The 22181-nt window shown below is 72.8% G+C and carries 22 protein-coding genes; 12 read left to right on the top strand and 10 right to left on the bottom strand.

Translation table 11 applies throughout. The features are described from left to right. Positions 1-233: 233 nt before the first annotated feature. A complete protein-coding gene (locus AQJ11_RS30530; protein WP_014671592.1) occupies positions 234-593 on the top strand; it encodes a hypothetical protein in 360 nt (119 codons plus the stop codon). Between the two features lies 1 nt (position 594). After that, on the top strand, positions 595-1014 hold the full coding sequence (locus AQJ11_RS30525; RefSeq protein WP_058079871.1) for a hypothetical protein: 420 nt from the start codon (positions 595-597) through the stop codon (positions 1012-1014). Between the two features lie 57 nt (positions 1015-1071). Here the strand turns inward: AQJ11_RS30525 and AQJ11_RS30520 are convergent, their stop codons facing one another. The 3 genes from AQJ11_RS30520 to AQJ11_RS30510 all read right to left on the bottom strand — a co-directional run bounded on the left by AQJ11_RS30520 (position 1072) and on the right by AQJ11_RS30510 (position 3420). Next, on the bottom strand, positions 1072-1569 hold the full coding sequence (locus tag AQJ11_RS30520; RefSeq protein ID WP_014671594.1) for a GNAT family N-acetyltransferase: 498 nt from the start codon (positions 1567-1569) through the stop codon (positions 1072-1074). 45 nt (positions 1570-1614) lie between these two features. Further along, the gene (locus tag AQJ11_RS30515; protein ID WP_059265336.1) at positions 1615-2121 is read right to left on the bottom strand and encodes a sigma-70 family RNA polymerase sigma factor; all 507 of its coding nucleotides are present in this window, start codon (positions 2119-2121) and stop codon (positions 1615-1617) included. Positions 2122-2244: 123 nt separating this feature from the next. After that, the gene (locus AQJ11_RS30510; RefSeq protein WP_059265335.1) at positions 2245-3420 is read right to left on the bottom strand and encodes a glycerophosphodiester phosphodiesterase; all 1176 of its coding nucleotides are present in this window, start codon (positions 3418-3420) and stop codon (positions 2245-2247) included. Between the two features lie 329 nt (positions 3421-3749). Here AQJ11_RS30510 and AQJ11_RS30505 point away from each other — a divergent pair, with 329 nt between their 5' ends. Together AQJ11_RS30505 and AQJ11_RS30500 are read left to right on the top strand one after the other, a co-directional pair. After that, positions 3750-4439 carry a lysophospholipid acyltransferase family protein gene (locus AQJ11_RS30505; protein ID WP_078611710.1) on the top strand — a complete coding sequence of 230 codons (690 nt, stop codon included), beginning with the start codon at positions 3750-3752 and terminating at the stop codon, positions 4437-4439. A 137-nt stretch (positions 4440-4576) separates the two neighbouring features. Further along, positions 4577-6214 carry a multicopper oxidase family protein gene (locus AQJ11_RS30500; protein ID WP_059265334.1) on the top strand — a complete coding sequence of 546 codons (1638 nt, stop codon included), beginning with the start codon at positions 4577-4579 and terminating at the stop codon, positions 6212-6214. Between the two features lie 23 nt (positions 6215-6237). Here AQJ11_RS30500 and AQJ11_RS30495 read toward each other — a convergent pair whose 3' ends face one another. The 5 genes from AQJ11_RS30495 to AQJ11_RS30475 all read right to left on the bottom strand — a co-directional run bounded on the left by AQJ11_RS30495 (position 6238) and on the right by AQJ11_RS30475 (position 12197). After that, a complete protein-coding gene (locus AQJ11_RS30495; RefSeq protein WP_059265333.1) occupies positions 6238-7761 on the bottom strand; it encodes an MFS transporter in 1524 nt (507 codons plus the stop codon). Beyond that, the gene (locus tag AQJ11_RS30490) at positions 7758-8309 is read right to left on the bottom strand and encodes a TetR/AcrR family transcriptional regulator (RefSeq protein WP_014671601.1); all 552 of its coding nucleotides are present in this window, start codon (positions 8307-8309) and stop codon (positions 7758-7760) included. Before AQJ11_RS30490 ends, AQJ11_RS30495 begins: the two co-directional genes overlap by 4 nt. 83 nt (positions 8310-8392) lie before the next feature. Next, a complete protein-coding gene (locus AQJ11_RS30485; RefSeq protein ID WP_059265332.1) occupies positions 8393-9364 on the bottom strand; it encodes an aldo/keto reductase in 972 nt (323 codons plus the stop codon). 91 nt (positions 9365-9455) lie between these two features. Then, positions 9456-10889 (bottom strand): argininosuccinate lyase, encoded by a 1434-nt coding sequence (gene argH, locus AQJ11_RS30480; protein WP_014671603.1) that lies wholly within the window; start codon positions 10887-10889, stop codon positions 9456-9458. A gap of 114 nt (positions 10890-11003) precedes the next feature. Further along, on the bottom strand, positions 11004-12197 hold the full coding sequence (locus AQJ11_RS30475) for an argininosuccinate synthase (protein WP_014671604.1): 1194 nt from the start codon (positions 12195-12197) through the stop codon (positions 11004-11006). A gap of 171 nt (positions 12198-12368) precedes the next feature. Here AQJ11_RS30475 and AQJ11_RS30470 point away from each other — a divergent pair, with 171 nt between their 5' ends. From AQJ11_RS30470 to AQJ11_RS30460, 3 genes are all read left to right on the top strand, one after another. Beyond that, positions 12369-13205, top strand: a complete 837-nt coding sequence (locus tag AQJ11_RS30470; RefSeq protein WP_208616653.1) for a hypothetical protein — start codon at positions 12369-12371, stop codon at positions 13203-13205. A 122-nt stretch (positions 13206-13327) separates the two neighbouring features. Continuing rightward, complete coding sequence (locus AQJ11_RS30465) at positions 13328-13915, top strand: pyridoxamine 5'-phosphate oxidase family protein (RefSeq protein ID WP_058079878.1); 588 nt, start codon at positions 13328-13330, stop codon at positions 13913-13915. Between the two features lie 3 nt (positions 13916-13918). Next, the gene (locus tag AQJ11_RS30460; protein ID WP_041665034.1) at positions 13919-14623 is read left to right on the top strand and encodes a L,D-transpeptidase family protein; all 705 of its coding nucleotides are present in this window, start codon (positions 13919-13921) and stop codon (positions 14621-14623) included. Positions 14624-14810: 187 nt separating this feature from the next. On the opposite strand, the gene AQJ11_RS30455 is transcribed toward AQJ11_RS30460, so the two are convergent. Together AQJ11_RS30455 and AQJ11_RS30450 are read right to left on the bottom strand one after the other, a co-directional pair. Continuing rightward, positions 14811-16283 (bottom strand): sensor histidine kinase, encoded by a 1473-nt coding sequence (locus AQJ11_RS30455; RefSeq protein ID WP_059265331.1) that lies wholly within the window; start codon positions 16281-16283, stop codon positions 14811-14813. Next, positions 16280-17020 carry a response regulator transcription factor gene (locus AQJ11_RS30450; RefSeq protein WP_014671609.1) on the bottom strand — a complete coding sequence of 247 codons (741 nt, stop codon included), beginning with the start codon at positions 17018-17020 and terminating at the stop codon, positions 16280-16282. Before AQJ11_RS30450 ends, AQJ11_RS30455 begins: the two co-directional genes overlap by 4 nt. Positions 17021-17174: 154 nt before the next feature. On the opposite strand from AQJ11_RS30450, the gene AQJ11_RS30445 reads away from it, so the two are divergent. From AQJ11_RS30445 to AQJ11_RS30425, 5 genes are read left to right on the top strand one after another with little or no spacing between them, the layout of a single operon-like run. After that, on the top strand, positions 17175-18533 hold the full coding sequence (locus AQJ11_RS30445) for a ferredoxin reductase family protein (protein WP_041665036.1): 1359 nt from the start codon (positions 17175-17177) through the stop codon (positions 18531-18533). Positions 18534-18561: 28 nt separating this feature from the next. Next, a complete protein-coding gene (locus AQJ11_RS30440; protein WP_014671611.1) occupies positions 18562-19014 on the top strand; it encodes an FMN-binding protein in 453 nt (150 codons plus the stop codon). Between the two features lie 59 nt (positions 19015-19073). Continuing rightward, complete coding sequence (locus AQJ11_RS30435; protein ID WP_059265330.1) at positions 19074-20456, top strand: ferredoxin reductase family protein; 1383 nt, start codon at positions 19074-19076, stop codon at positions 20454-20456. A 16-nt stretch (positions 20457-20472) separates the two neighbouring features. Continuing rightward, positions 20473-21246 (top strand): FMN-binding protein, encoded by a 774-nt coding sequence (locus AQJ11_RS30430; RefSeq protein ID WP_208616652.1) that lies wholly within the window; start codon positions 20473-20475, stop codon positions 21244-21246. Next, a complete protein-coding gene (locus AQJ11_RS30425; protein WP_237280800.1) occupies positions 21239-22042 on the top strand; it encodes an FAD:protein FMN transferase in 804 nt (267 codons plus the stop codon). Before AQJ11_RS30430 ends, AQJ11_RS30425 begins: the two co-directional genes overlap by 8 nt. Positions 22043-22181: the final 139 nt, after the last annotated feature.

Raw genomic sequence — 22181 nt, 5'->3', positions numbered from 1 at the left:
TGTCCGCATGGTGGACAGCGGCGGACAGGGGCGGCGGAATGGCCGCAGGCCGACGGCAACCCCCGCTCCCCCGTCCTTCACCAGTGCGGACAAGGCCGACGTGGCCGCACCACCGGGCCGGCGCCCGGCCCGGCCGCCCGGTGGGCTGTGGCCAATGCCACGGTGGTCGCGCCGGAGGGGCCTGGGGCGGGGCCGGGGGCGATGGGCTGTTTCCGCCGTAATAAGGTCACGGCATGCTCAATGCCCTGACGCTGGTGACCGGGGTCGCCGCGCTGTTGCTCGCCGCCTGGTGCGGCTGGGCCGCCTATCGCGACCAGCCGACGAAGGACTGGCACTTCATCGGCATGGCCGTGGTGTCGCTGCTGGCCCTGGTCCAGCTGGTCATCGGGATCGTGCAGCTGGCGCGGGGCGAGAAGCCGGAGCAGGGCACGACGATCTTCGTGGCGTATCTGCTGGGCGCGTTCGCGTGCGTTCCGGCGGCGGGCTTCATGTCGCTGGCCGAGCGGACCCGCTGGGGCTCCGTGACGGTGGCAGCCGGCGGTGTGGTGCTGGCCGTGCTGGAAGTGCGGCTCTTCGACATCTGGGGAGGCTGAGGTGACGGCGGTGCAGGAGAAGCCGGCCCGTTTGATCAGCGGTCCGGGCATGCTGCTCGTCTGGTTCTACGGCGTGATGGTGGTCGGCGCGGTGTCGCGGTCCGCGTACCAGATCTCCACGGAGTTCGACCGGGCGCCGCTCGCGTACTCGCTGTCCGCCGTGGCCGGCGTGGTGTACGGGTTCATCACGTACACGCTGGTGCGCGGCGGGGAGACGGCTCGCCGGGCGGCGCTGGTGTGCTGTGCGGCGGAGCTCGCGGGCGTGCTGATCGTCGGTACGTGGACCCTGGTCGAGCCGTCCGCGTTCCCGGATGCGACGGTGTGGTCGAAGTACGGGATGGGGTACGTCTTCATCCCCGTGCTCCTGCCGCTCTCCGCGCTGTACTGGTTGCGGAAGGCGTCCGCCCGCGAGGGCGCCTGAGGGGCGTGGGCGGCCCCGGGTGACCCGTGGCTCGCGCCCCTTTCGGGGCGCCCGCCCTCACGCCGTCTGCGCGTACGCGCCCGCCTGCTTCTCCAGGATGATCATCTCTACGCCGTCGGCGCCCTGGGCCCTGCCGACCGTCTCGTAGCCGGACCGGCGGTACAGGCGGAGGTTGCCCTCGCTGCGGTGGCCGGTGAAGAGGCGGAAGCGGGTGGCGCCGCGCTCGTCCGCCAGCGCGGCCTCGGCCTGGCGCAGCAGCCGCGCGCCGATGCCGTGGCCCTGGAGGCGGGGGTGGACGCAGAGCTTGCCGATGGCCGCCGCGCCGTCCTCGGTGACCCTGCCGCGCACCGAGCCGACCACCTCGTCGCCGAGCCGGGCGACGAAGACGCAGTCGGAGGCGACCTCCTGACGGACGGATTCCAGGGTCTGCACGAGCGGGTCGATGCGGTAGTTGCCGTACAGCGCCGCCTCGCTCTGGAAGCACAGGTACTGGAGCCGGAAGATCTGCTCCGCGTCCTGTTCGGTCGCCACCGAGATGGTCACGCTCATGCCCATGTGCGCATGCCTCCCGCTCACCTGATCACCTGTCGTCGCCTACTCCTATCCCCGCGCTTCGCACGCCGCAACCTCCGGTGTGAGCAATCGGCGCAGACATCCGAGACATCTGGAACGTTCCGGGCCGAGACTGCCCTGTGAGATACCCAACTCCCCCGCGATCTCCCGGTAGGTGAGGTCCTTCGGCGAGAGCAGCGCCTCGACGAGGCGGGGGCAGCGGCCGGGCAGGCGGCGGACCGCGTCCCGCAGCGCGCGGTACCGGGCGGTGGCCAGGACGTGGTGTTCCGGTCCGGGGCGGAGGTCGTCGGCCGGGTCGGTGCCGTAGGGCCGTTCCCGGCGGGTGGTGCGGCGGGTGCGGCGGGCCTCGGCGCGGACCGCCTTGCGCAGCCAGCCGTGCGGGTCCGGCGGTGGCCCGTCGCTCTCCAGCCGCTCCAGGAGCCGGAGCCAGACGGCCTGCTCCAGGTCGCCCGGCTCGCCTCCCCCGGCGTGTGCCTCGGCAATGGCCTCGGCGGCGAGCAGGGGGTGCAGGGCGGCCACCAGGTCGTGCGTCATGTGCGGAACGACGAGCCGCCCCGGCGGGGGGGTTGCCGGGGCGGCGCGCAGTCAGCCCGAACGGAGTGCCGAGCGGTGCGGCGGTTGACGGCCGGGCCGCTGTCGGTCGTTCGGAGAGGGCCGTCAGTCCTTCAGGAAGTCGGCGCGGGCCAGCAGTCCGGTGTCGGCGTTGTCGGTGAAGACGCCGTCGATCCCGGTCGCGAAGTACGTCTTGAAGGCGCCGAAGACATCGCCGTAGGCGTCGGCCGCGGTGCCCTTGCGGTACTCGGCCGGCAGGAAGGGGTTCTCGTTCCGCATGGTGTAGGGATGCAGGACCAGGCCGACCTTGTGCGCGTCGGAGACCAGCGTGGTCGGCTCGGCCAGGGTGCCGTCCGCCTTCTTCGGGATGACCAGGTCCAGGGTCGGGCCGATGCCCTGGGCGTAACCGGCGATCTCGCGCAGGCCCTTGGGCGTGACGAGGTCGGCGACCGTACGCGGGTCGTTCGCCTCGACGAAGTCGTACGGGCGGCTGTTCGCCGAGGAGAGCAGGACGACGAGCGGGTTGTCGACCAGCCGGTTCAGCCGCTGGATGCTGCTCGGCTCGAAGGACTGGAGGATGACCGGGGAGTTGCGGCCGTCCTTGCCGTACTTGTGCAGCAGCTTGGCCACCCGCTCCTCCAGGCCGAGGCCCAGCTTGCGGAAGTAGGTGGGGTGCTTGGTCTCCGGGTAGATCCAGACCTGCTTGCCGCGCTTGCGGGTCTGCTCGTCCTGCCACCGCAGGACCTCTTCGAAGGTGGGGATCTCCCAGCGGCCGTTGTAGAGGGTGTTGTGCGGCCGGTTGGCCGGGATGCGCTCGACGGCGCGCAGCGTCTTCAGTTCGGCGAGCGTGAAGTCCTCGGTGAACCAGCCGGTGGTGGGGACCCCGTCGAGCACCTTGGTGGTCCTGCGGTCGGCGAACTCCGGGTGGGACGCGACGTCCGTCGTGCCGCCGATCTCCGGCTCGTGCCGGCAGACCAGGTGACCGTCCTTGGTGGGCACCAGGTCGCCCGCCTCGACCACGTCGGCACCCAGGTCCAGGGCCAGCTCGTACGAGCCGAAGGTGTGTTCGGGACGGTAGCCGCTGGCACCCCGGTGGCCGATGATCGTCGGCACCGGCAGGCTCTTCAGCCCGCCGCCGCCGTGTCCGGCCGTGCGGGACTCGGCGGCCCGGGCGGTGCCGGACAGTCCGAGGACCGCTCCGCCCGCGCCGAGCACCGCGGCGCCGAGGAGCGCCCGCCGTCCCGTTCCCTGCGTCTGCCCGTTCGCCTGGTCGCCGTCCATGAGCGCCCTCCTGTCGCTTCCGTCCATCGGTGCGGCCCGATCGTAGGGGCGTGCACATGACGAGGGGGAGGCCCCGGTCCGAACACCCGGGTGCTGTCCGATGTCCTGCGAACGGCGGAAGGTGACGAGCCGTCGGAGGCGGCGGCCCCCCTTCCGGCGCGATGTCCGTCACATCGGCGCAAGGCGGTTACGCGCCGTCCTGCGCCCGCCACCGCAGGTAAATCCGCGTCAACAGTTCGTAAGACCTCGGTGAACCGGACGTCCCCGATGTGCGCGCGGCCCGGCGCCGCGAGTAATGTCCTCACCTGCACAGACTCATATCGCCCCCTTTGACATCGGAGGACCCGTTGTCCCGCTTCGCGCTCATCAAGGCAGTGCTCGGACCGATCATGCGCCTGATGTTCCGCCCACAGGTGGAGGGCGTGGAGAACATCCCCGGCGACGGTCCGGTGATCCTGGCCGGTAATCACCTCACGTTCATCGACTCGATGGTGCTGCCGCTGGTCAGCAAGCGGCAGGTGTTCTTCATCGGCAAGGACGAGTACGTCACCGGCAAGGGCGTCAAGGGCCGGCTGATGGCCTGGTTCTTCACCGGCGTCGGCATGATCCCGGTGGACCGGGACGGGGCGAGCGGCGGGGTGGCCGCGCTGATGACCGGACGGCGCATCCTGGAGGAGGGCAGGATCTTCGGGATCTACCCGGAAGGCACGCGGTCGCCCGACGGGCGCCTGTACCGGGGCCGCACCGGCATCGCCCGCCTCACCCTGATGACCGGCGCACCGGTGGTGCCGTTCGCCATGATCGGCACGGACAAGCTCCAGCCGGGGGGCCGGGGCATCCCGCGTCCCGGCCGGGTCACCGTCCGGTTCGGCGAGCCCATGGAGTTCTCGCGGTACGACGGCATGGACCGGGACCGCTACGTGCTGCGGGCGGTGACGGACTCGGTGATGACCGAGGTGATGCGGCTGTCCGGGCAGGAGTACGTGGACATGTACGCCACGAAGGCGAAGGCCGCCTGACGGGGGGTCTCCGGACCCCTCGGCGGGCCGGTGTTGCGCCGGCTGCCGTCCGCCTGCCGGTGGAATCTGCCGCCGACACATCGGGCATTCGGCCGTATCAGACGGCCATATGACCACACAACATGTCTGATTCAGACATGTCCAAACCTTCTCGGCGTACTCTGCTCCGTACCCCGGTCGCCGTCGCCGGCGCGGGCTTCCTGGCAGCCTGCACCAGCTCCGGTTTCGAGCCCAGTTCCGGCCCCCAACACTCGAACGGCGGGGAGAAGTTCGTCCCGGCCGGCCCCCGGGGGTACGTCAACCCGTCGGATCCGGAAGTCCTGGCCGCCGAGCGGAGACGCGGGCCCGGCCGCGAACGCGTCTTCAGCTTCACCGCCGCCGAGGCCAGACTCGACCTGGGCGGGCGATCGGTCCGCACGTGGGCGTACAACGAGGAGGTACCCGGCCCGCTGGTGCGGGTCACGGCCGGTGACGTGCTCGACCTGACGCTCACCAACCGGCTGCCCGACACGACCACGCTGCACTCCCACGGGGTGCGGCTGCGCTGCGACATGGACGGCGTGCCGGACCTCACGCAGCGGGCCATCCACCCCGGGTCGGACTTCCGCTACCGCTTCGTCGCCGAGCACCCGGGCACCTACCTGCTCCACTCCCACGTGGGCATGCAGCCCGACCGGGCCCTGTACGCGCCGTTCATCGTCGACGACCCCAAGGAGCCCCTCTCCTACGACAAGGAGTGGGTCGTGGTCCTGGACGACTGGCTCGACGGCGTGCAGGGCTCCACGCCCGAGGACGTCCTGGGCCAGCTCAAGCCCGGCGGCTCCATGGACATGGGGGGCATGGCCATGGGTCCCGGCCACGACGGCACGGGCGCCCACGGACCGGACGCGCACCCGTCGGGGGCCAAGAAGTCCGCGCGGAAGTCCACGGGCCCCAACCGGGTGCTGCACAACTCCCACAGCCGCATGCTGCACGGCGAGGGCGGCAGCGTCGCCTACCCGTACTACCTGGTCAACGGGCGCCTGCCCGACAACCCGTCGGTGTTCCGCTGCCGCCCCGGCGACCGGGTGCGGCTGCGCATCATCAACGCCGGTTCGGAGACCGCCTTCCGGGTCGCGCTGGGCGACCACACGATGACCGTCACCCACACCGACGGCTATCCCGTGAAGCACAAGAGGACCGACGCGCTCCTCGTCGGCATGGCGGAGCGGTACGACGTGCTGGTCACCGCCCGGGACGGGGTCTTCCCCCTGGTCGCCCTGCCCGAGGGGAAGAAGGGCAGGGCCGTCGCCGTCCTGCGCACCGGCAAGGGGAGCAAGAACCTTCCCCCGGCCGACGTCCACCCGGACGAACTCGACGGCAACACCGTCCCCGCGCGCCGTCTCCTGCCCGCCGACTCCGTGGCCCTCGCCGACCGGCACCCCGACCGGGAGATCCGCATCAGGATCACCGGCACCATGGCGAAGTTCGACTGGGGGTTCGACCACAAGCCCTACTCCCCGCAGCAGCGCCACCCCGTCCGCGCCGGTGAGCGGGTGCGGCTCACCCTCATCAACGCCACGGGCATGTGGCACCCGATGCACCTGCACGGGCACACGTTCTCGCTGAAGGGGCTGGATTCCGTGGGGGCGCGCAAGGACACCGCGCTGGTGCTGCCGCACCGGAAGCTGGTGCTCGACTTCGACGCCGACAATCCGGGGCTGTGGATGCTGCACTGCCACAACCAGTACCACTCGGAGAGCGGCATGATGACGGTGCTGGGTTACAAGAAGTGACGCGGGGATGGTCCTGGACCATCTCACCCGGCGCCGTCCAGCCTCTGGTCCTTCAGCAGGAACCAAGCCGCCGCCGACGCCGTCAGGAGGACGGCCGCTCCTGCTCCGGAGGCCAGGTGGAGGCCGTGGACGAAGCTCTCCCGGGCCGCGTCCAGAAGGGCCTGCGCCCGGGACGGGGACAGGTGCGCCGCCGCCTCCACCGCCGCGCCCAGGGACTCGTGGGCGTCGGCCGGGGTGCCGGACGGGCCCGTGAAGCCGCGGTAGACGCCGGTCACGATGGAGCCCAGCAGGGCGATGCCCAGGGCGGCGCCGAGTTCGTACGCCGTCTCGGACACCGCCGAGGCCGCGCCCGCCTGGTCCCTGGGGACGCTGGAGAGGATGACGTCGGCGGTCACCGTGAAGGAGAAGCCCGCGCCGACGCCCACGACCAGCAGGGCGGCACCGAGGGCCGGGTAGCCGGTGGACTCGCCGAGCGTCGTCAGCGCGGCCAGGGCGACGCCGACCGCGGCCAGGCCGCCGGAGACCACCGCGCGGACCGAGAAGCGCCGGGCGGCCCGGCCCGCGACCAGACCGGCCGTCACCGCGCCCACCGCGGCGGGAAGTTCGGCCAGCCCCGCCTCGAACGGGCGTCGGTCCTGGACGAGTTGCAGGTACTGGGAGAGGAAGAACACCAGGCCCGACATGCCGAGCACGGTCAGCAGGTCGGCGAGGACCGCCCCGCTGAAGCCACGGCGCCGGAACAGCCGCATGTCCAGCAGCGGGACCGGCATGGTGAGCTGGCGGTGGACGAAGCCGTACAGGGCCGCCGCGCCGAGCAGGCCGGTGCCGAGGGTCGTCAGGGTCAGGCCGTGGGTGGCGGCCTCCTTGACCGCGTAGACCAGGGCGATCATGCCGACCAGCGAGAGCAGGACGCTGCTCAGGTCCCAGGGGCCCGGGTTCGGGTTGCGGGACTCGGGCAGGGTGCGGATGCCGACCAGGACCAGGACCGCCATCACCGGCAGGTTGATCAGGAAGACCGAGCCCCACCAGAAGTGTTCGAGGAGGAATCCGCCGACGATCGGGCCGACGGCCGTGCCGGCGGAGGCGGTGGCGCCCCAGATGCCGACGGCCAGGCTGCGCTCGCGCGGGTCGTGGAAGATGTTGCGGATCAGGGCCAGGGTGGCGGGCATCAGGGTCGCGCCGGCGACGCCGAGCAGCGCCCGGGCCAGGATCATCAGTTCGGGTGTCGTCGCGTAGGCGTTGAGCACGGACAGCGCGCCGAACGCCGTGGCCCCGCCGAGCAGGATCCGCTTGCGGCCGATGCGGTCGCCGAGGCTGCCCATGGAGACCAGCAGACCGGCGATGACGAAGGAGTAGACGTCGCCGATCCACAGCAGCTGGGTGCCGGAGGGGTTCAGGTCTTCGCTGATGTAGGGGGTCGCCAGGCCGAGGACGGTGGCGTCGACGGCCACCAGCAGCACGGCCAGGACGAGGACGGAGAGCGCGAGCCAGCGGCCCTGGCGCTTCACCGCCCCGGTCGTCTGTGCCGGCCGCACGGTGCTGGTCATGATTCCTCTCTTCGCAGAGCGCCGCCGAGCAACAACTCGGCGATCATGGTCGGGAAGTCCCGGGAGGCCACGCGGCCGTCCAGGGTGGCCCAGGCGCACGAGGCGATCAGTCCGTACAGCGCCTCCGTGAGCCAGACCGGGCTGAGGTCGATGCGGAACTCGCCGTCGCGCTGTCCGCGCTGGAACAGGGCGCCCATCCGGGCGTCCAGGCGCTGCCAGCCCTCGTTCTGCCGGTCGCCCTCCCACAGCTGGTTCTCGCCGTAGAGGAACGCGAGCAGTCCGGCGGCCGGCTGGATCTCGCGGACGAGCCTGCGGACGGCCTCGGCGGCGGATCCCTCCTCCGGCCGGGCCCGGTCCAGCGCCCCCTCGCACTCCGCGATGCCGAGCTGCTCCAGCGCCCGGACGAGCGCGTCCCGGCCGGCGAAGTGGCGGTGCAGGGTGGCCCGGCTGATCCCCGCGGCCTTGGCGACCTCGTCCATGGTCGCGGTGGATTTGCGGGTCAGCAGGGCGGCGGCGCTGCGCAGCACGTGGTCACGATCGAGGGCCATGAGACAAGAGTAGCCCACATGAGACATTCGTGTCTCATCGTAGGCGCGGCTGCCTCACGGGTGCCGTGCCGGGACGGTGTGCGTCAGTGCCAGGGAAGCTCTCCGCGCCGCTCCCAGTAGGCGCGCGGGTCCTCCGCCAGCGTGTCGAGGCGGGCCAGCTGGTCCTCGTCGAGGTCGACGGCGGGGGCGTGCAGGTTGGAGACGAGCTGCGGGACGGTCGCGGCGCCGGAGAGGACGACGCCGGCCCAGGGCCGGCGCAGGATCCAGGCGAGGGCGACCGCGTCACAGCCCATTCCGGTCGCGTCGGCCACGGCCTTCAGCGCCTCCGGGGCGTGCGGCCCGGCCAGCCGGCCGTTCGCCATGCCCTCCTTGACGATCACGGTGAGCCCGGCGTTGTGCGCCTCGGCGAGGGCGGGACCGGCCGACGCCTCCAGGGCGTTGTAGGTCGACTGCACGGTACGGAAGAGGGGCTCGCCGTCGACCGTGACGGCGAGGGCGGCGCGGATGGCGTCGGCCTGGGCGGGGCCGCTGGTGGAGAAGCCGACGGTGAGGCCCTGCGCGGCGGCTTCCGCCAGCCTGGCGTGCAGGTCCTTGTCGGTGAGGGCCGGGCTGTCCGGGGTGACCGAGTGGATCTGGTAGAGGTCGAGCCGGTCGCCGAGCAGGGCGTCGGTCTCGGCGCGCTGCCGTTCGTAGGTGGCGAGGCTGTGGTCCTTGACCTCGTGCCGCTCCGCGTCGGTGGACCAGCCGGCCGTGTAGGTGTAGCCCCACTTGCTGCCGACGACCACGTCGTCGGCCTCGGGGTGGGCGCCGAGCCAGTCGGCGAGGAACTCCTCGGAGCGGCCGTAGGAGCGGGCGGCGTCGAAGTAGCGGACGCCCTGGGCGTAGGCGGCGTCGAGGAGTTCGTGGGTCCGGGTGCGCAGTGCCTCGACGCTGCGGTCCTGCCCGAGGTCTTCGTCGCGGCCGAGGTTGATGTAGCCGGGGCGGCCCACCGCGGCCAGGCCGAGTCCGATGTGGCAGGTGGGGGTGGTCGCTGCGGCCAGTCGCGCGAAGGGCATCGCGGGCTCCGTTCGGTCGGCTCGGTGAGGCTCGCCACCAACGTAACCCGCGCCGCCCCGGTGATCGCGGCGGAGGTGCGGGGCGCTGCCCTCAGCCCCGCTTCTTCGCCTCCGCCCACTGGTGCTGACGCGCCACGTCCGCCTTCACCTCGGCGAGCTGGACGGCCACCGCGCTGGGGGCCGTACCGCCGCGTCCGTCGCGGGAGGCGAGGGCGCCCGGGACGTTGAGGACGGAGCGGACCTCCGGAGTGAGGTGCGCGGAGATCTTCGCGAACTGCTCGTCCGTGAGGTCGTCCAGCTCCTTGCCCTCCGCCTCGGCGACCTTGACGCACTCCCCCGCGACCTCGTGCGCGACGCGGAACGGCACACCCTGCTTGACCAGCCACTCGGCGATGTCGGTGGCGAGGGAGAAGCCGGCCGGGGCCAGTTCCTCCATGCGCTCGCGGTGGACGGTGAGGGTGGCGACCATGCCGGTGAAGGCGGGGAGCAGCACCTCCAGCTGGTCGCAGGAGTCGAAGACCGGCTCCTTGTCCTCCTGGAGGTCGCGGTTGTAGGCGAGGGGCAGTGCCTTGAGGGTGGCGAGGAGCCCGGTGAGGTTGCCGATCAGACGGCCGGACTTGCCCCGGGCCAGCTCGGCGATGTCCGGGTTCTTCTTCTGCGGCATGATCGACGAGCCCGTGGAGAACGCGTCGTGCAGCGTGACGAAGGAGAACTCCTTCGTGTTCCAGATGATGATCTCCTCGGCGATCCGGGAGAGGTTCACGCCGATCATCGCGGTGATGAAGGCGAACTCGGCGACGAAGTCGCGGGAGGCCGTGCCGTCGATGGAGTTGGCGGCGCTGCCGTGCTCGAAGCCGAGGTCGCGCGCGACCGCCTCCGGGTCCAGGCCCAGGGAGGAGCCGGCGAGCGCGCCGGAGCCGTACGGCGACACGGCCGTCCGCTCGTCCCACTGGCGCAGCCGCTCGGCGTCCCGGGTGAGGGACTGGACGTGGGCCAGGACGTGGTGGGCGAAGAGCACCGGCTGGGCGTGCTGGAGGTGGGTGCGGCCGGGCATCGCCACGTCGGGGTGGGCCTCGGCGAGGCCGATCAGGGCGTCCTGGAGGTCGGCGATCAGACCGCCGATGATCCGGGCGTGGTCGCGCAGGTACATCCGGAAGAGGGTGGCGACCTGGTCGTTGCGGGACCGGCCGGCGCGGAGCTTGCCGCCGAGGTCGGGGCCGAGGCGCTCCAGGAGGCCGCGCTCCAGGGCGGTGTGCACGTCCTCGTCGGCGATCGTGCCGACGAAGGTGCCGGCGGCCACGTCGGCTTCCAGCCGGTCGAGTCCGGCGAGCATGCGCTGGAGCTCGTCGTCGGTGAGGAGTCCGGCCGTGTGCAGCACGCGCGCGTGGGCACGCGAGCCGGCGATGTCGTAGGGGGCGAGCCGCCAGTCGAAGTGGACGGACGCGGACAGTTTCGCCAGGGCCTCGGCGGGACCGTCGGCGAAACGGCCGCCCCAGAGCCGTACGTCACCGCTGTTGCTGCTCACTTGCGTTGCTCCTCGAAGCTCTAGGTGTGCCACCGCCTCCCCACCTTTCCAGGCGAGGAGGCGGCTGTCAGGCTGATGCGTGTGAGGTGAACCCGTGCGTGTGACCGGTCGCGGTTACGCCAGGTCCCGCTTGGCCGCGATCTTCGACGACAGGCTGTAGATGTCGATGAAGCCCTTGGCCGCCGACTGGTCGAAGGTGTCGCCGGTGTCGTAGGTGGCGAGGTTGAAGTCGTACAGGGACTCCGTCGAGCGCCGGCCGGTGACGACGGCACGGCCGCCGTGCAGGGTCATCCGGATGTCGCCGGTGACGTGCTGGTTGGCCTCGTTGATGAAGCCGTCCAGGGCGCGCTTGAGCGGGGAGAACCACTGGCCGTCGTAGACCAGTTCGCCCCAGCGCTGCTCGACCTGCCGCTTGTAGCGGGCGAGCTCGCGCTCGACGGTGACGTTCTCCAGCTCCTGGTGGGCGGTGATCAGCGCGATCGCGCCCGGAGCCTCGTACACCTCGCGGGACTTGATGCCGACGAGGCGGTCCTCGACCATGTCGATCCGGCCGATGCCCTGGGCGCCGGCGCGCTCGTTGAGCTGCTGGATGGCCTGGAGGACGGTGACGGGCTTGCCGTCGATGGCGACCGGGACGCCCTCCTTGAAGCTGATGACCACCTCGTCGGCCTCGCGCGGGACGGCCGGGTTGGAGGTGTACTCGTAGATGTCCTCGATCGGGGCGTTCCAGATGTCCTCCAGGAAGCCCGTCTCGACCGCGCGCCCGAAGACGTTCTGGTCGATGGAGTACGGGGACTTCTTGGTGGTGGCGATCGGGAGCTGCTTCTCCTCGCAGAAGGCGATCGCCTTGTCCCGGGTCATGGCGTAGTCGCGGACCGGGGCGATGCACTTGAGGTCGGGGGCGAGGGCGACGATGCCGGCCTCGAAGCGGACCTGGTCGTTGCCCTTGCCGGTGCAGCCGTGGGCGACCGTGGTGGCGCCGTGCTTCTTGGCGGCGGCGACGAGGTGCTTGACGATCGTCGGCCGGGACAGCGCGGAGACCAGCGGGTAGCGGTCCATGTAGAGGGCGTTGGCCTTGATCGCCGGGAGGCAGTACTCGTCGGCGAACTCGTCCTTGGCGTCCGCGACCTCGGCCTCCACGGCGCCGCACGCGAGGGCGCGCTTGCGGATGACGTCCAGGTCCTCGCCGCCCTGGCCGACGTCGACCGCAACGGCGATGACCTCGGCGCCCGTCTCCTCGGCGATCCAGCCGATGGCGACGGAGGTGTCCAGACCGCCTGAGTAGGCGAGTACGACGCGCTCGGTCACGGGTTTCTCCTCACAGTGCATTCGCTGACATGCATGAGTATGCAGAACTCTGCATGATTCGTCAATCTCCCTTCCGGCTGAACGCGCGCAACCGCTTTCTCGTACTCCCCGCCGGACGCAGGCGCCGCGTTCGTCCGACGACGACCCTCCCGACCCGAGTGAGGCATTCGCATGTCCAGGGCTCTTCCGAAGTACGACAAGCGTCGCGTGGCGGTCATCGGCGGCGCCGCCGCCGTGGTGCTCTCCGGCGCGGTGATCGCCGGCTCCGCCCTCGCCGGCACCCCCGCCAGGAGCGACGGCGCGGCCGGCGCCCGCACCCTGGCGAGCCCCGGGACGATCACCTGCCCGGACGTCGCCTCCCGGCTCCCCGCGGTCCCCGCGTCCGCGAAGGCCGAGGTCGACCGCGATCTCGCCCTCCTCCAGACCCAGATCAAGGAGGCGAACACCCGGCTGGCCGCCACCGTCGGCCAAGGCGGCCCGAACTTCGTCGACAACGCGATCCTCGGCCCGCTGAAGGACAAGCGCGTGGCCACCGTCAACCGCATCGCCACGGCGATCGGGCGTACGGCGGCCAAGCCGGCCGGGCTGGACGCGCTGGCGCCCTGCACCCTGGACGCGGGCGGCGGCGGAGCGTCCACCGGCGCGGCCCCGAACACCCCCGCCGCTCAGCAGCCGGGCGGGGGCGACGGGGCCGGCGGGAACACCGGGGCGGGGACGATCACCTGCCCGGACGTCGCCTCCCGGCTCCCCGCGGTCCCCGCGTCCGCGAAGGCCGAGGTCGACCGCGATCTCGCCCTCCTCCAGACCCAGATCAAGGAGGCGAACACCCGGCTGGCCGCCACCGTCGGCCAAGGCGGCCCGAACTTCGTCGACAACGCGATCCTCGGCCCGCTGAAGGACAAGCGCGCCTCGACCATCGACCGCATCGCCATCGCCATCGCCATCGGCCGCGCCTCCGCCAAGCCGACGGGGCTGGACTCCCTGGCCGCCTGCACCCTCACCCCGTGAGGTGACAGGCAGCCGTGGCCGCCCCGTGGGAAGCGCCGGCCGGGGCGGCCACGGCGGACTCCCGCACTCGGGCCGGGCAATTACTTAGACAGTCGAAGAAATTGCGCCGATACTCGACAGACATGGGAAAGACCTATGAGCGCATAGACGGCAGGCTGCGCACGTTCATCGAGAAGCAGCCCCTCTTCTTCACCGCGACCGCCCCGCTCTCCGGCGACGGCACGGTCAACCTCTCCCCCAAGGGCCTGAAGGGCTCCTTCGCCGTGCTCGACGAACTCACCGTGGCCTACCTGGACTTCGCCGGGTCCAGTGCCGAGACCATCGCGCACCTCAGGGAGAACGGGCGGATCACGCTGATGTGGTGCGCCTTCCAGGGCCCGCCGAACATCGTGCGCGTGCACGGCCGGGGCGAGCCCGTCTTCCGTGACGACCCCCGCTTCCCGGAACTGCTCGCCCGCTTCCCGGACATCGACCCGAGCCTCCACGGGCTGCGCGCGGTCATCGTGGTGCGCGCCGAACTGATCCGGGACAGCTGCGGATACGCCGTCCCCCACATGGCGTACGAGGAGGACCGCGACCTGCACGGCAAGCGCTTCGCCCGCGAGGACGACGTCTCCCTGAGCGCGTACTTCGAGAAGAAGGAGCACATCGCCACTAGCCTGGACGGCCTACCCGGGCTGCCGTTGCCGCTGCCGCCCTCTACCGTCTGAGCCATGCGCCCCGGTGTGGTCCTCGCCCTCGTCTCCGCCACCGCCCTCGCCCTGCTCGGCGCCGCGCCCGGCCGCGGCCCGGTGCCGCTGCCCGCGGGGATGGCGGACACGGGCGGCGGTCGCCAGCTGATCGTCGCCCAGGCCCCGGACACGGGGGCCACGACGGGCACGGTCAGCTGGTGGGACCTGCGGGACGGCCAGTGGGTACGGGCCGGCTCCGCGCCGGCCCGGTTCGGGGCGGGCGGGCTGGTCGACGGCGCCACCCGCCGGCAGGGCACGAACACGACACCGACCGGGCTGTACGGCCTCCCCTTCGGCTTCGGGACCAAGGCCGCGCCGGCCGGCACACAGGTCGCGTACCGCCCGGTCCGGGAGAGTTCCTGGTGGTGCCAGGACAACGACTCCCGCTCCTACAACCGCTGGGTCGACCCGCTCCCCGCCGACTGCCGCGCCGCCCAGTCCGAGCACCTGATCGACTACCGCACCCAGTACGCGTACGGCCTCGTCATCGCCTTCAACTACGACCGGCCGGTACGGGGACGCGGAGCCGGGATCTTCCTACACGTCAACGGCAGCGGGGCGACGGCCGGTTGCGTCTCGGTGCCGGAGGACGCCATGCGCCGGATCCTCACCTGGACCGACCCGGCGGCGAAGCCGCACATCGCGATCGGCACGGAGAAGGGGGCGACGGCGGTCGGCCGCTACTGAAGCGTCCCCGCGCCCGGACTCCGTTGTCGCACCGCGCTGTCGGTGGGGGCGCCGGCATGGCCCCCTGGTCCTGACATGAGCGGCTCGCGCCGCCCGCGCGCACGGTGCCGGCGATGAGCGACGAGGTCGCCCGGGGCGTTCCGGCCGATACGCCGGGCTCTTCAGGCCGGCACGGTGACAGGCCCCGTCAAGGCGTCGTCGGCAAGCGCACCGTGAACGTCGTCGCGCCCGGTCGGCTCTCCAGCTCCACGCTTCCCCCGTGCGCCTCCGCCACCGCCGCCACGATCGACAGGCCCAGGCCCGCTCCCCCGCCAAAGGCGCCGGGCCGGCGGCGGTGTTCCGCCCGGGTGAAGCGTTCGAAGACGGTGGGCCGGATGTCCTCGGGGACGCCGGGTCCGTCGTCGTGGACCGAGAGGGCGGCCTGTGCGGCACCGACCTCCAGGGTGACCGTCACCTTCGTGCCGGTGGGTGTGTGCAGACGCGCGTTGGCCAGCAGGTTGGCGAGCGCCTGGTGGAGGCGGTGGGCGTCGCCCGGCACCGTCACCGGTTCCTCCGGCAGGTCCAGGGACCAGCGGTGGGCGGGGCCCGCGGCGCGGGCGTCCGTCACCGCGTCCAGGACCAGGCGGGTCAGGTCCACCGGGCGGCGTTCCAGCGGGCGGCCCGCGTCCAGGCGGGCGAGCAGGAGCAGGTCGTCGACCATCTCGCCCATGCGGGCGGACTCGGCCGTGATGCGCTCCAGGGCGCGGGTCACCTCCGGTGGCACCGGGCCGGGGTGCAGGAGGGCCAGTTCGGCGTGGCCGCGGACCGAGGCGACCGGGGTGCGCAGTTCGTGGCTGGCGTCGGCGGCGAAGCGCCGCAGCCGCTCCTCCACGGCGTGCCGCTTGGTGAGCGCGTCCTCCACGTGGCCCAGCATGCGGTTGAAGGCCGTGGCCACCTGGCCGACCTCGCCGTGCGGGTCGGTGTCCGGGGCCCGTGGCGGCAGCGCGACCTCGCCGCTGGCCAGCGGGAGCTCGCTGACCCGGGTGGCGGTGGCGGCGACCCGGCTGAGCGGCCGGAGCGACCAGCGGACCCAGCAGGCGCCGGCCACGCCCGTGACGACCAGGGCCAGGCCGAAGACGACGCCGGCCACCAGTTCCAGCCGGTGGACCGTGGCCTCGACCGGCTCCAGGGGGAGGCCGACGAGCAGCACGTCCCCGTCCCGGCCCGGGGAGGCGACGACCCGGTAGTCGTGCAGGGCGGACAGGTCGACGGTGTGGGGCCTGCCGTCGGCCGGCACCCGGGCCAGCCGGGCGGCGTCCCGCGCGGTCAGGTCCACGTTCAGGTCGGCGGCGGGGTCGCCGGAGCGGATGAGCCCCTTGTGGGTGACCGTGCCGTCCAGCAGCCGGGCGCCGAAGGTGCCGGTGGCCATGCGGCGGGTGTCGGCGTGTTCGTCGCCGTCGTGGTCGTCGGGCAGCCGGCCGTCGTGCTCCAGGCTCTCCGGGAAGCGGGTGCCGACCTGGGCGAGCTGTTCGTCCAGGCGCTGGGTGAGGAAGCCGTCCAGTTCCACGACCGCGGCCAGGCCGACGGCCGCGCAGCTCACCGCCAGCAGCGTCACCAGCCCGACGGTGAGCCGGGCCCGGAGGCTGCGGGGAAGCGGAGCGCGGGGACGCGGCGCGGTCACCTGGTCACCGGCTTCAGGACGTAGCCGGCGCCGCGCACGGTGTGGATCATGGGTTCGCGGCCCGCGTCGACCTTCTTGCGCAGGTAGGAGATGTACAGCTCGACGACATGGGCCCGGCCGCCGAAGTCGTAGGACCAGACCCGGTCGAGGATCTGCGCCTTGCTGAGCACACGGCGCGGGTTGCGCATGAGGAAGCGCAGCAGTTCGAACTCGGTCGGCGAGAGGTCGATCAGTTCGCCGGCCCGGGTCACCTCGCGGGCGTCCTCGTCCATCACCAGGTCCCCGACGACCAGGCGCGGGCCCTCCTCCTGCGTGCGGGCCATGCCGGCCCGGCGCAGCAGGCCGCGCAGCCGGGCGACGACCTCCTCCAAACTGAAGGGCTTGGTGACGTAGTCGTCGCCGCCCGCGGTGATCCCGGCGATACGGTCCTCGACGGCGTCCCGCGCCGTCAGGAAGAGCACGCACACATCGGGCTTCACCTCGTGCAGGCGGCGCAGCACCGCGAAGCCGTCGGTGTCCGGGAGCATCACGTCCAGGACGACGGCGTCGGGCATCAGCTCGCGGGCGGCGGCGAGGGCGGCGGCGCCGTCGCCGGCCGCGCGCACCTCCCAGCGCTCGTAGCGCAGGGCCCCGGTGAGCACCTCCGCGAGGTCGGGGTCGTCGTCGACGACGAGGACGCGCAGCGGGGTGCCGTCGGGGCGGGTGAGGGCGGGGCGGCCGGAGCGGGTGGTGTTCATCGCGCGTCCAGCATCGCCGGTCCGCGGCGCCGAGGGCGAACCGGCCGCCTCTGAGTTTGCTGTGAGTCCGCCCGGGTGGGGCCCGCTCAGAGCTGATTCAGAGCTTCGCCCCGCACAGTGGCCTGGCCGACGGACGAAAGGACGGCGACATCAGATGACCACCGTGGATACGCGGCGGGCCCCGGCTCCGCCGCTGCCCGTGACCGCACGGCGCTCCCCCGCCGGGCCCGTGCTGGCCCTGCTGTGGGCGGGGGCGGCGGCCGTACTCGCGCTCTGGTGGGCGGACACCGGGTCCGTGGTCGGGGCGGCCGGGTGGCTGACCGGGGCCGGCCGCATCGCCGGGCTGCTGTGCGGGTACGCCTGCGCGGTGCTGGTCGGGCTGATGGCGCGGGTGCCGCTGCTGGAGCGGCGCATCGGCTCGGACCGGGTGGCGCGCTGGCACGCGCTGGCCGGCCGGTACACCGTCTGCCTGCTGCTCGCGCACGTCGTGCTGATCCTCGCCGGGTACGCCGCCCAGGACCGGGCCTCCCTCTGGCACGAGGCGGTGACCGTCGTCCTCGACTACCCGGAGATGCTGAAGGCCACCGCCGGCACGGTGATCCTCCTCGCGGTCGGCGTCACCTCGGCGCGGGCCGTGCGCCGCCGGACGAGCCACGAGTTCTGGTACTACGTCCACCTGCTGACGTACGCGGCCGTCTTCCTCGCCTTCGGGCACCAGCTCGCCCTCGGCGACGAGTTCAACGGCGAACCGGTCGCCACCGCCGCCTGGTACGCGCTGTACCTGGGCGTGGCCGCCCTGGTGCTGTGGTTCCGGATCCTCGCCCCGGTACGGCTCAACCTGCGCCACCGGCTGCGGGTGGACTCCGTCCACCAGGAGGCCCCGGGGGTGTACTCGGTCGTCGTACGGGGGCGGCGCCTGGACGAACTGGGGGTGCGGCCGGGCGAGTTCTTCCGCTGGCGGTTCCTCGCCGAGGGCATGCGCGGGACGTCGACGCCGTACTCCCTGTCGGCGCCGCCGCGCCCGGACCTGCTGCGCATCACGGTCAAGGCGCTCGGCGACCACAGCGCGGCCGTGTCCCTGCTGCGCCCCGGCACCCGGGTGTGGGCGGAGGGCCCGTACGGCGCCCTGACCGCCGACCGGGCCGCCGGCCGGCACTCCCTGCTGATCGCGGCCGGCGTCGGCGTCACCCCGCTGCGGGCGCTGTTCGAGACGCTGCCCGGCGAGGTCACGCTGCTGTACCGGGCGCGCTCGGCCGAGGACCTGGCGCTGGGCGGCGAGCTGGAGGCGATCGCCCGCTGGCGCGGCGGGCGGGTGCTGTACGCGCTCAACGGCCCGGGCGGGGAGCGCCCGCCCCTGACGGCGGAGTCGTTGCGCGCCACCTTCCCCGGCCTCGCCCGCGACTACGACGTCTTCCTGTGCGGGCCGCACGGCTTCGCCCAGGACGTGTACCGGGCGCTGCGGACGGCCGGGGTGGCGGACCGCCGCATCCACCACGAGTCGTTCGAGCTGTGAGCCGGAGAGAGACGGAGAAGGACCGGACATGCACGCGTTGAACAAGAACCGCCCCCTGCGCCGGATCGTGCTGGCGAGTGCCGCGACCGTCTCCGGGATGGTGCTGCTGCTGGCGCTGAAGCCGCACACGGCGCCCACCCTGGCGACGGCGAGCACCAAGTCCCCGGCGGCGTCCAGCAGTTCCGCGCCCGGCTCCGCCTCCGGGACCAGGACGGCCACCGGGGACACCGTGCAGACCCGCTGGGGCCCGGTCCAGGTGCGCGTCACCGTGGCGGACGGCAGGCTCACCGACGTCACGGCCGTCAGCTACCCGCAGGACAACCCGCGCGACCAGGAGATCAACAGCTACGCCCTGCCCCAGCTGCGGCGCGAGGCGCTGGCGGCGCAGAGCGCGCAGATCGACACGGTGTCGGGCGCCACGTACACCAGTGACGGTTACCGGCAGTCACTCCAGTCCGCGCTGGACTCGGCCGGGCTCTGAACACTCCCGCCGCGCGGCACGTACCTGTGGGCCAAGGGTCAAGTCCCCACGGAGGAACCGTGACCACCACGCTCGCAGGCGGACGTGCCGCCCGCCGACAGACGATGCGCCGCATCCGCCCGCGCCGCTCCCCGGCCGTACCGCTGCTGCTCGCCGTCTGGGCGGGCGCGGCGGCCGTGCTGTGGCTCTGGTGGCACACCACCCCGTCCATCGCCGACGACACCGGCCGCATCCTGGGCGCGGGCCGGATCACCGGCCTCCTGGCCGGCTACCTCATGGCGCTGGTCGTGCTCCAGATGGCGCGCGTCCCGGCGCTGGAACGGCGGGTCGGTTCCGACCGGGTTGCCCGCTGGCACGCGATGAGCGGCCGGTACACGCTGTGCCTGGTCGTCGCCCACGTCTTCCTCGTCATGTGGGGGTACGCGCGCCAGGCCGGCAGGTCCCTCGGCGACATCGTCCAGCAGACCGCCGACTCCGTCGGCCAGCTGCCGGACATGGGCAAGGCGGCCGTCGGCACGGGCCTGTTCGTGGTCATCGGGCTGACGTCGATCGGCCCGGTCCGCCGCCGGCTGCCGTACGACACCTGGTACCACGTCCACCTGCTGACCTACGCGGCGGTGTTCCTGACGTTCTGGCACCAGATCACCACCGGCAACGACTTCGCGGTGGAGCCCGCCGCCAGGACGTTCTGGTACGGCCTGTACGGCGCGGTCACCGCGCTGGTGGTCTGGTACCGGGTCCTCACCCCGATCCGGCTGAACCTGCGGCACCGCATGTACGTGGAGGCGGTGATCGAGGAGACGCCGGGCATCGTGTCGGTGCTGATCGGCGGGCGCAGGCTGCACCGGATGGGCGCGGAGGCGGGCCAGTTCTTCCGCTGGCGGTTCCTCGCCCCCGGGATGCGGTTCAGCTCGCACCCGTACTCCCTCTCGGCCGCCCCGCGCCCCGGCATGCTGCGGATCACGGTGAAGGCGATCGGCGACCACAGCGCCCGGCTGCGCGAGCTGGCGCCCGGGACGAAGGTGTGGGCGGAGGGCCCGTACGGCGCGCTCACCGCGCAGCGCCGCAGCCGGGGCAAGGTGCTGCTGGTCGCGGGCGGGGTGGGCATCACGCCGATGCGGGCGCTGTTCGAGACGCTGCCCGGTGCCGCCGGTGACATCACGCTCCTGTACCGGGCGAACACCACCCAGGACCTGGCGCTGTGGGACGAGCTGGCGGCCATCGCCGAGGAGCGGGGTGCCCGGCTGATGTACGCGGTGAACAGCCCGGAGGGCGAGCGGCCGGACATCTCCGCGGAGAACCTCCGGCGGAAGATCCCGGACATCGACCGGCACGATGTCTTCATGTGCGGTCCGCCCGGCTTCGCGCAGTCGGTGTACGAGGCACTGCGCGAGGCGGGGGTGCCCGCCCGCCGTATCCACCACGAGTCGTTCGAGATGTGAGCGGAGCTGCGAAGCGATGAGGAAGAGCCACCCCGTGCGGCGGGTCGTGCTGGCCACCGCCGCGACCGTGTCCGGTGTCGTGCTGCTGCTGTCGCTGAAGCCGGCGTCGGATCCGGCCGCCGCGTCGGCGGCGGGCGCGGCCCCGCAGGCGACGGCGGCCGGGCAGGAGTCGCCGCAGGGCGGGTCGCGGGGCGCGGCCCCGGCCGGCTCCGGCACGGTGACCGGTGACGCGGTGCGGACGCAGTACGGGCCCGTGCAGGTACGGCTGACCGTCGCAGGCGGCAGGATCACGAAGGCGGAGGCGGTGCAGGCGCCCAAGGGGGGCCTGAGCGACCAGAAGACCCAGCTCGCCGTCCCGAAGCTCAACCAGGAGGCCGTGGCGGCGGGAACGGCGGACATCGACGCCGTCTCCGGGGCGACCTACACGAGCGAGGGCTACCGGAAGTCGTTGCAGTCCGCGCTGGACAAGATGGAGCAGGCCCCGTCCGGTGCCTCGGGTTCCTCCGGCGCGGCGCGGGCGCGGACCGTCACCGGGAAGGCCGTGCGGACCCCGTACGGACCGGTCCAGGTGCGGATCACGGTCGCCGGCGGAAAGATCACCGAGGCGGAGGCGGTGCAGGCGCCCAAGGGGGGCCTGAGCGACCAGAAGACCCAGCTCGCCGTCCCGAAACTCAACCAGGAGGCCGTGGCCGCCGGAACGGCGGACATCGACGCCGTCTCGGGAGCCACCTACACCAGCACCGGCTACCGGCAGTCCCTCCAGTCGGCTCTGGACCAGGCCGGTGGCTGACACGGTGGCCGAGCCGGCGAAGGCACCCGCCGCGGTGCGTCACGCGGAGGAGGTCATGGGGACGGTCTTCTCCTTCGACGTCCGCGGCGGGGAACCGGACGCGGTACGGGCGGCGCTCGCCGAGGCCGTCGCCGGGCTGCACCGGGCGGACGCGCTCTTCAGCACCTACCGCGAGGACAGCGAGGTGTCGCGGCTGGCCCGGGGCGAGCTGGACGTCTCGCGGTGCGCTCCCGAGGTGGCCGAGGTGCTGGACCTGGCGGCCGAGGCGGAGCGGGTGAGCGAGGGGTGGTTCAGCACGCGCTACCGGGGCTCGCTGGACCCCACCGGCATCGTCAAGGGCTGGGCGGCCGAGCGGGCGGCGCGGGTGCTGGCGGCGGTGGCCGGGGTGCGGGGGGTGAGCGTCAACGGGGGCGGGGACGTGCAGTTGCTGGGCGCGCCGGAGCCGCGGCGTGCCTGGCGGGTGGGGGTCTCCGATCCGCTCCGGCCCGGCGGGCTGGCGGCGGTGGTCTCGGCGGCGGGCACGGACGAGCTGGCGGTGGCGACGTCCGGTACGGCGGAGCGGGGGGCGCACATCGTGGATCCGCGCACCGGTCGGTCCGCGGTGACGGACCTGGTGGCGGTCACGGTGGTGGGGCCACGTCTGACCTTCGTCGACTGCTGGGCCACGGCCGCGTTCGCGATGGGTTCGCGGGCGGGACTGGCCTGGCTGGAGTCCCTGCCGGACGTGGAGGCCCTGCTGATCACCGCCGGCGACGAGGTGCGGTGCACCGCGGGGCTGGCGGCACGGCTGGGCTGAGCGCGGCCGGGCCCCGGTCCACCGTCCGGCACCCACGACGACCTGCTCGCGCGCGACGGCACGTACGCCCGGCCGCACCGGCCGCACACCGGAAGCGGCCCGGTCATGACCGTCACCACCGGGGCGGACGCCGATCGCG

It is taken from the genome of Streptomyces corchorusii, assembly GCF_001514055.1.
GTDB lineage: Bacteria > Actinomycetota > Actinomycetes > Streptomycetales > Streptomycetaceae > Streptomyces > Streptomyces olivaceoviridis.
Note: the sequence above shows the minus strand (reverse complement) of the source record. Positions and strands in the feature narration are given on the sequence as shown.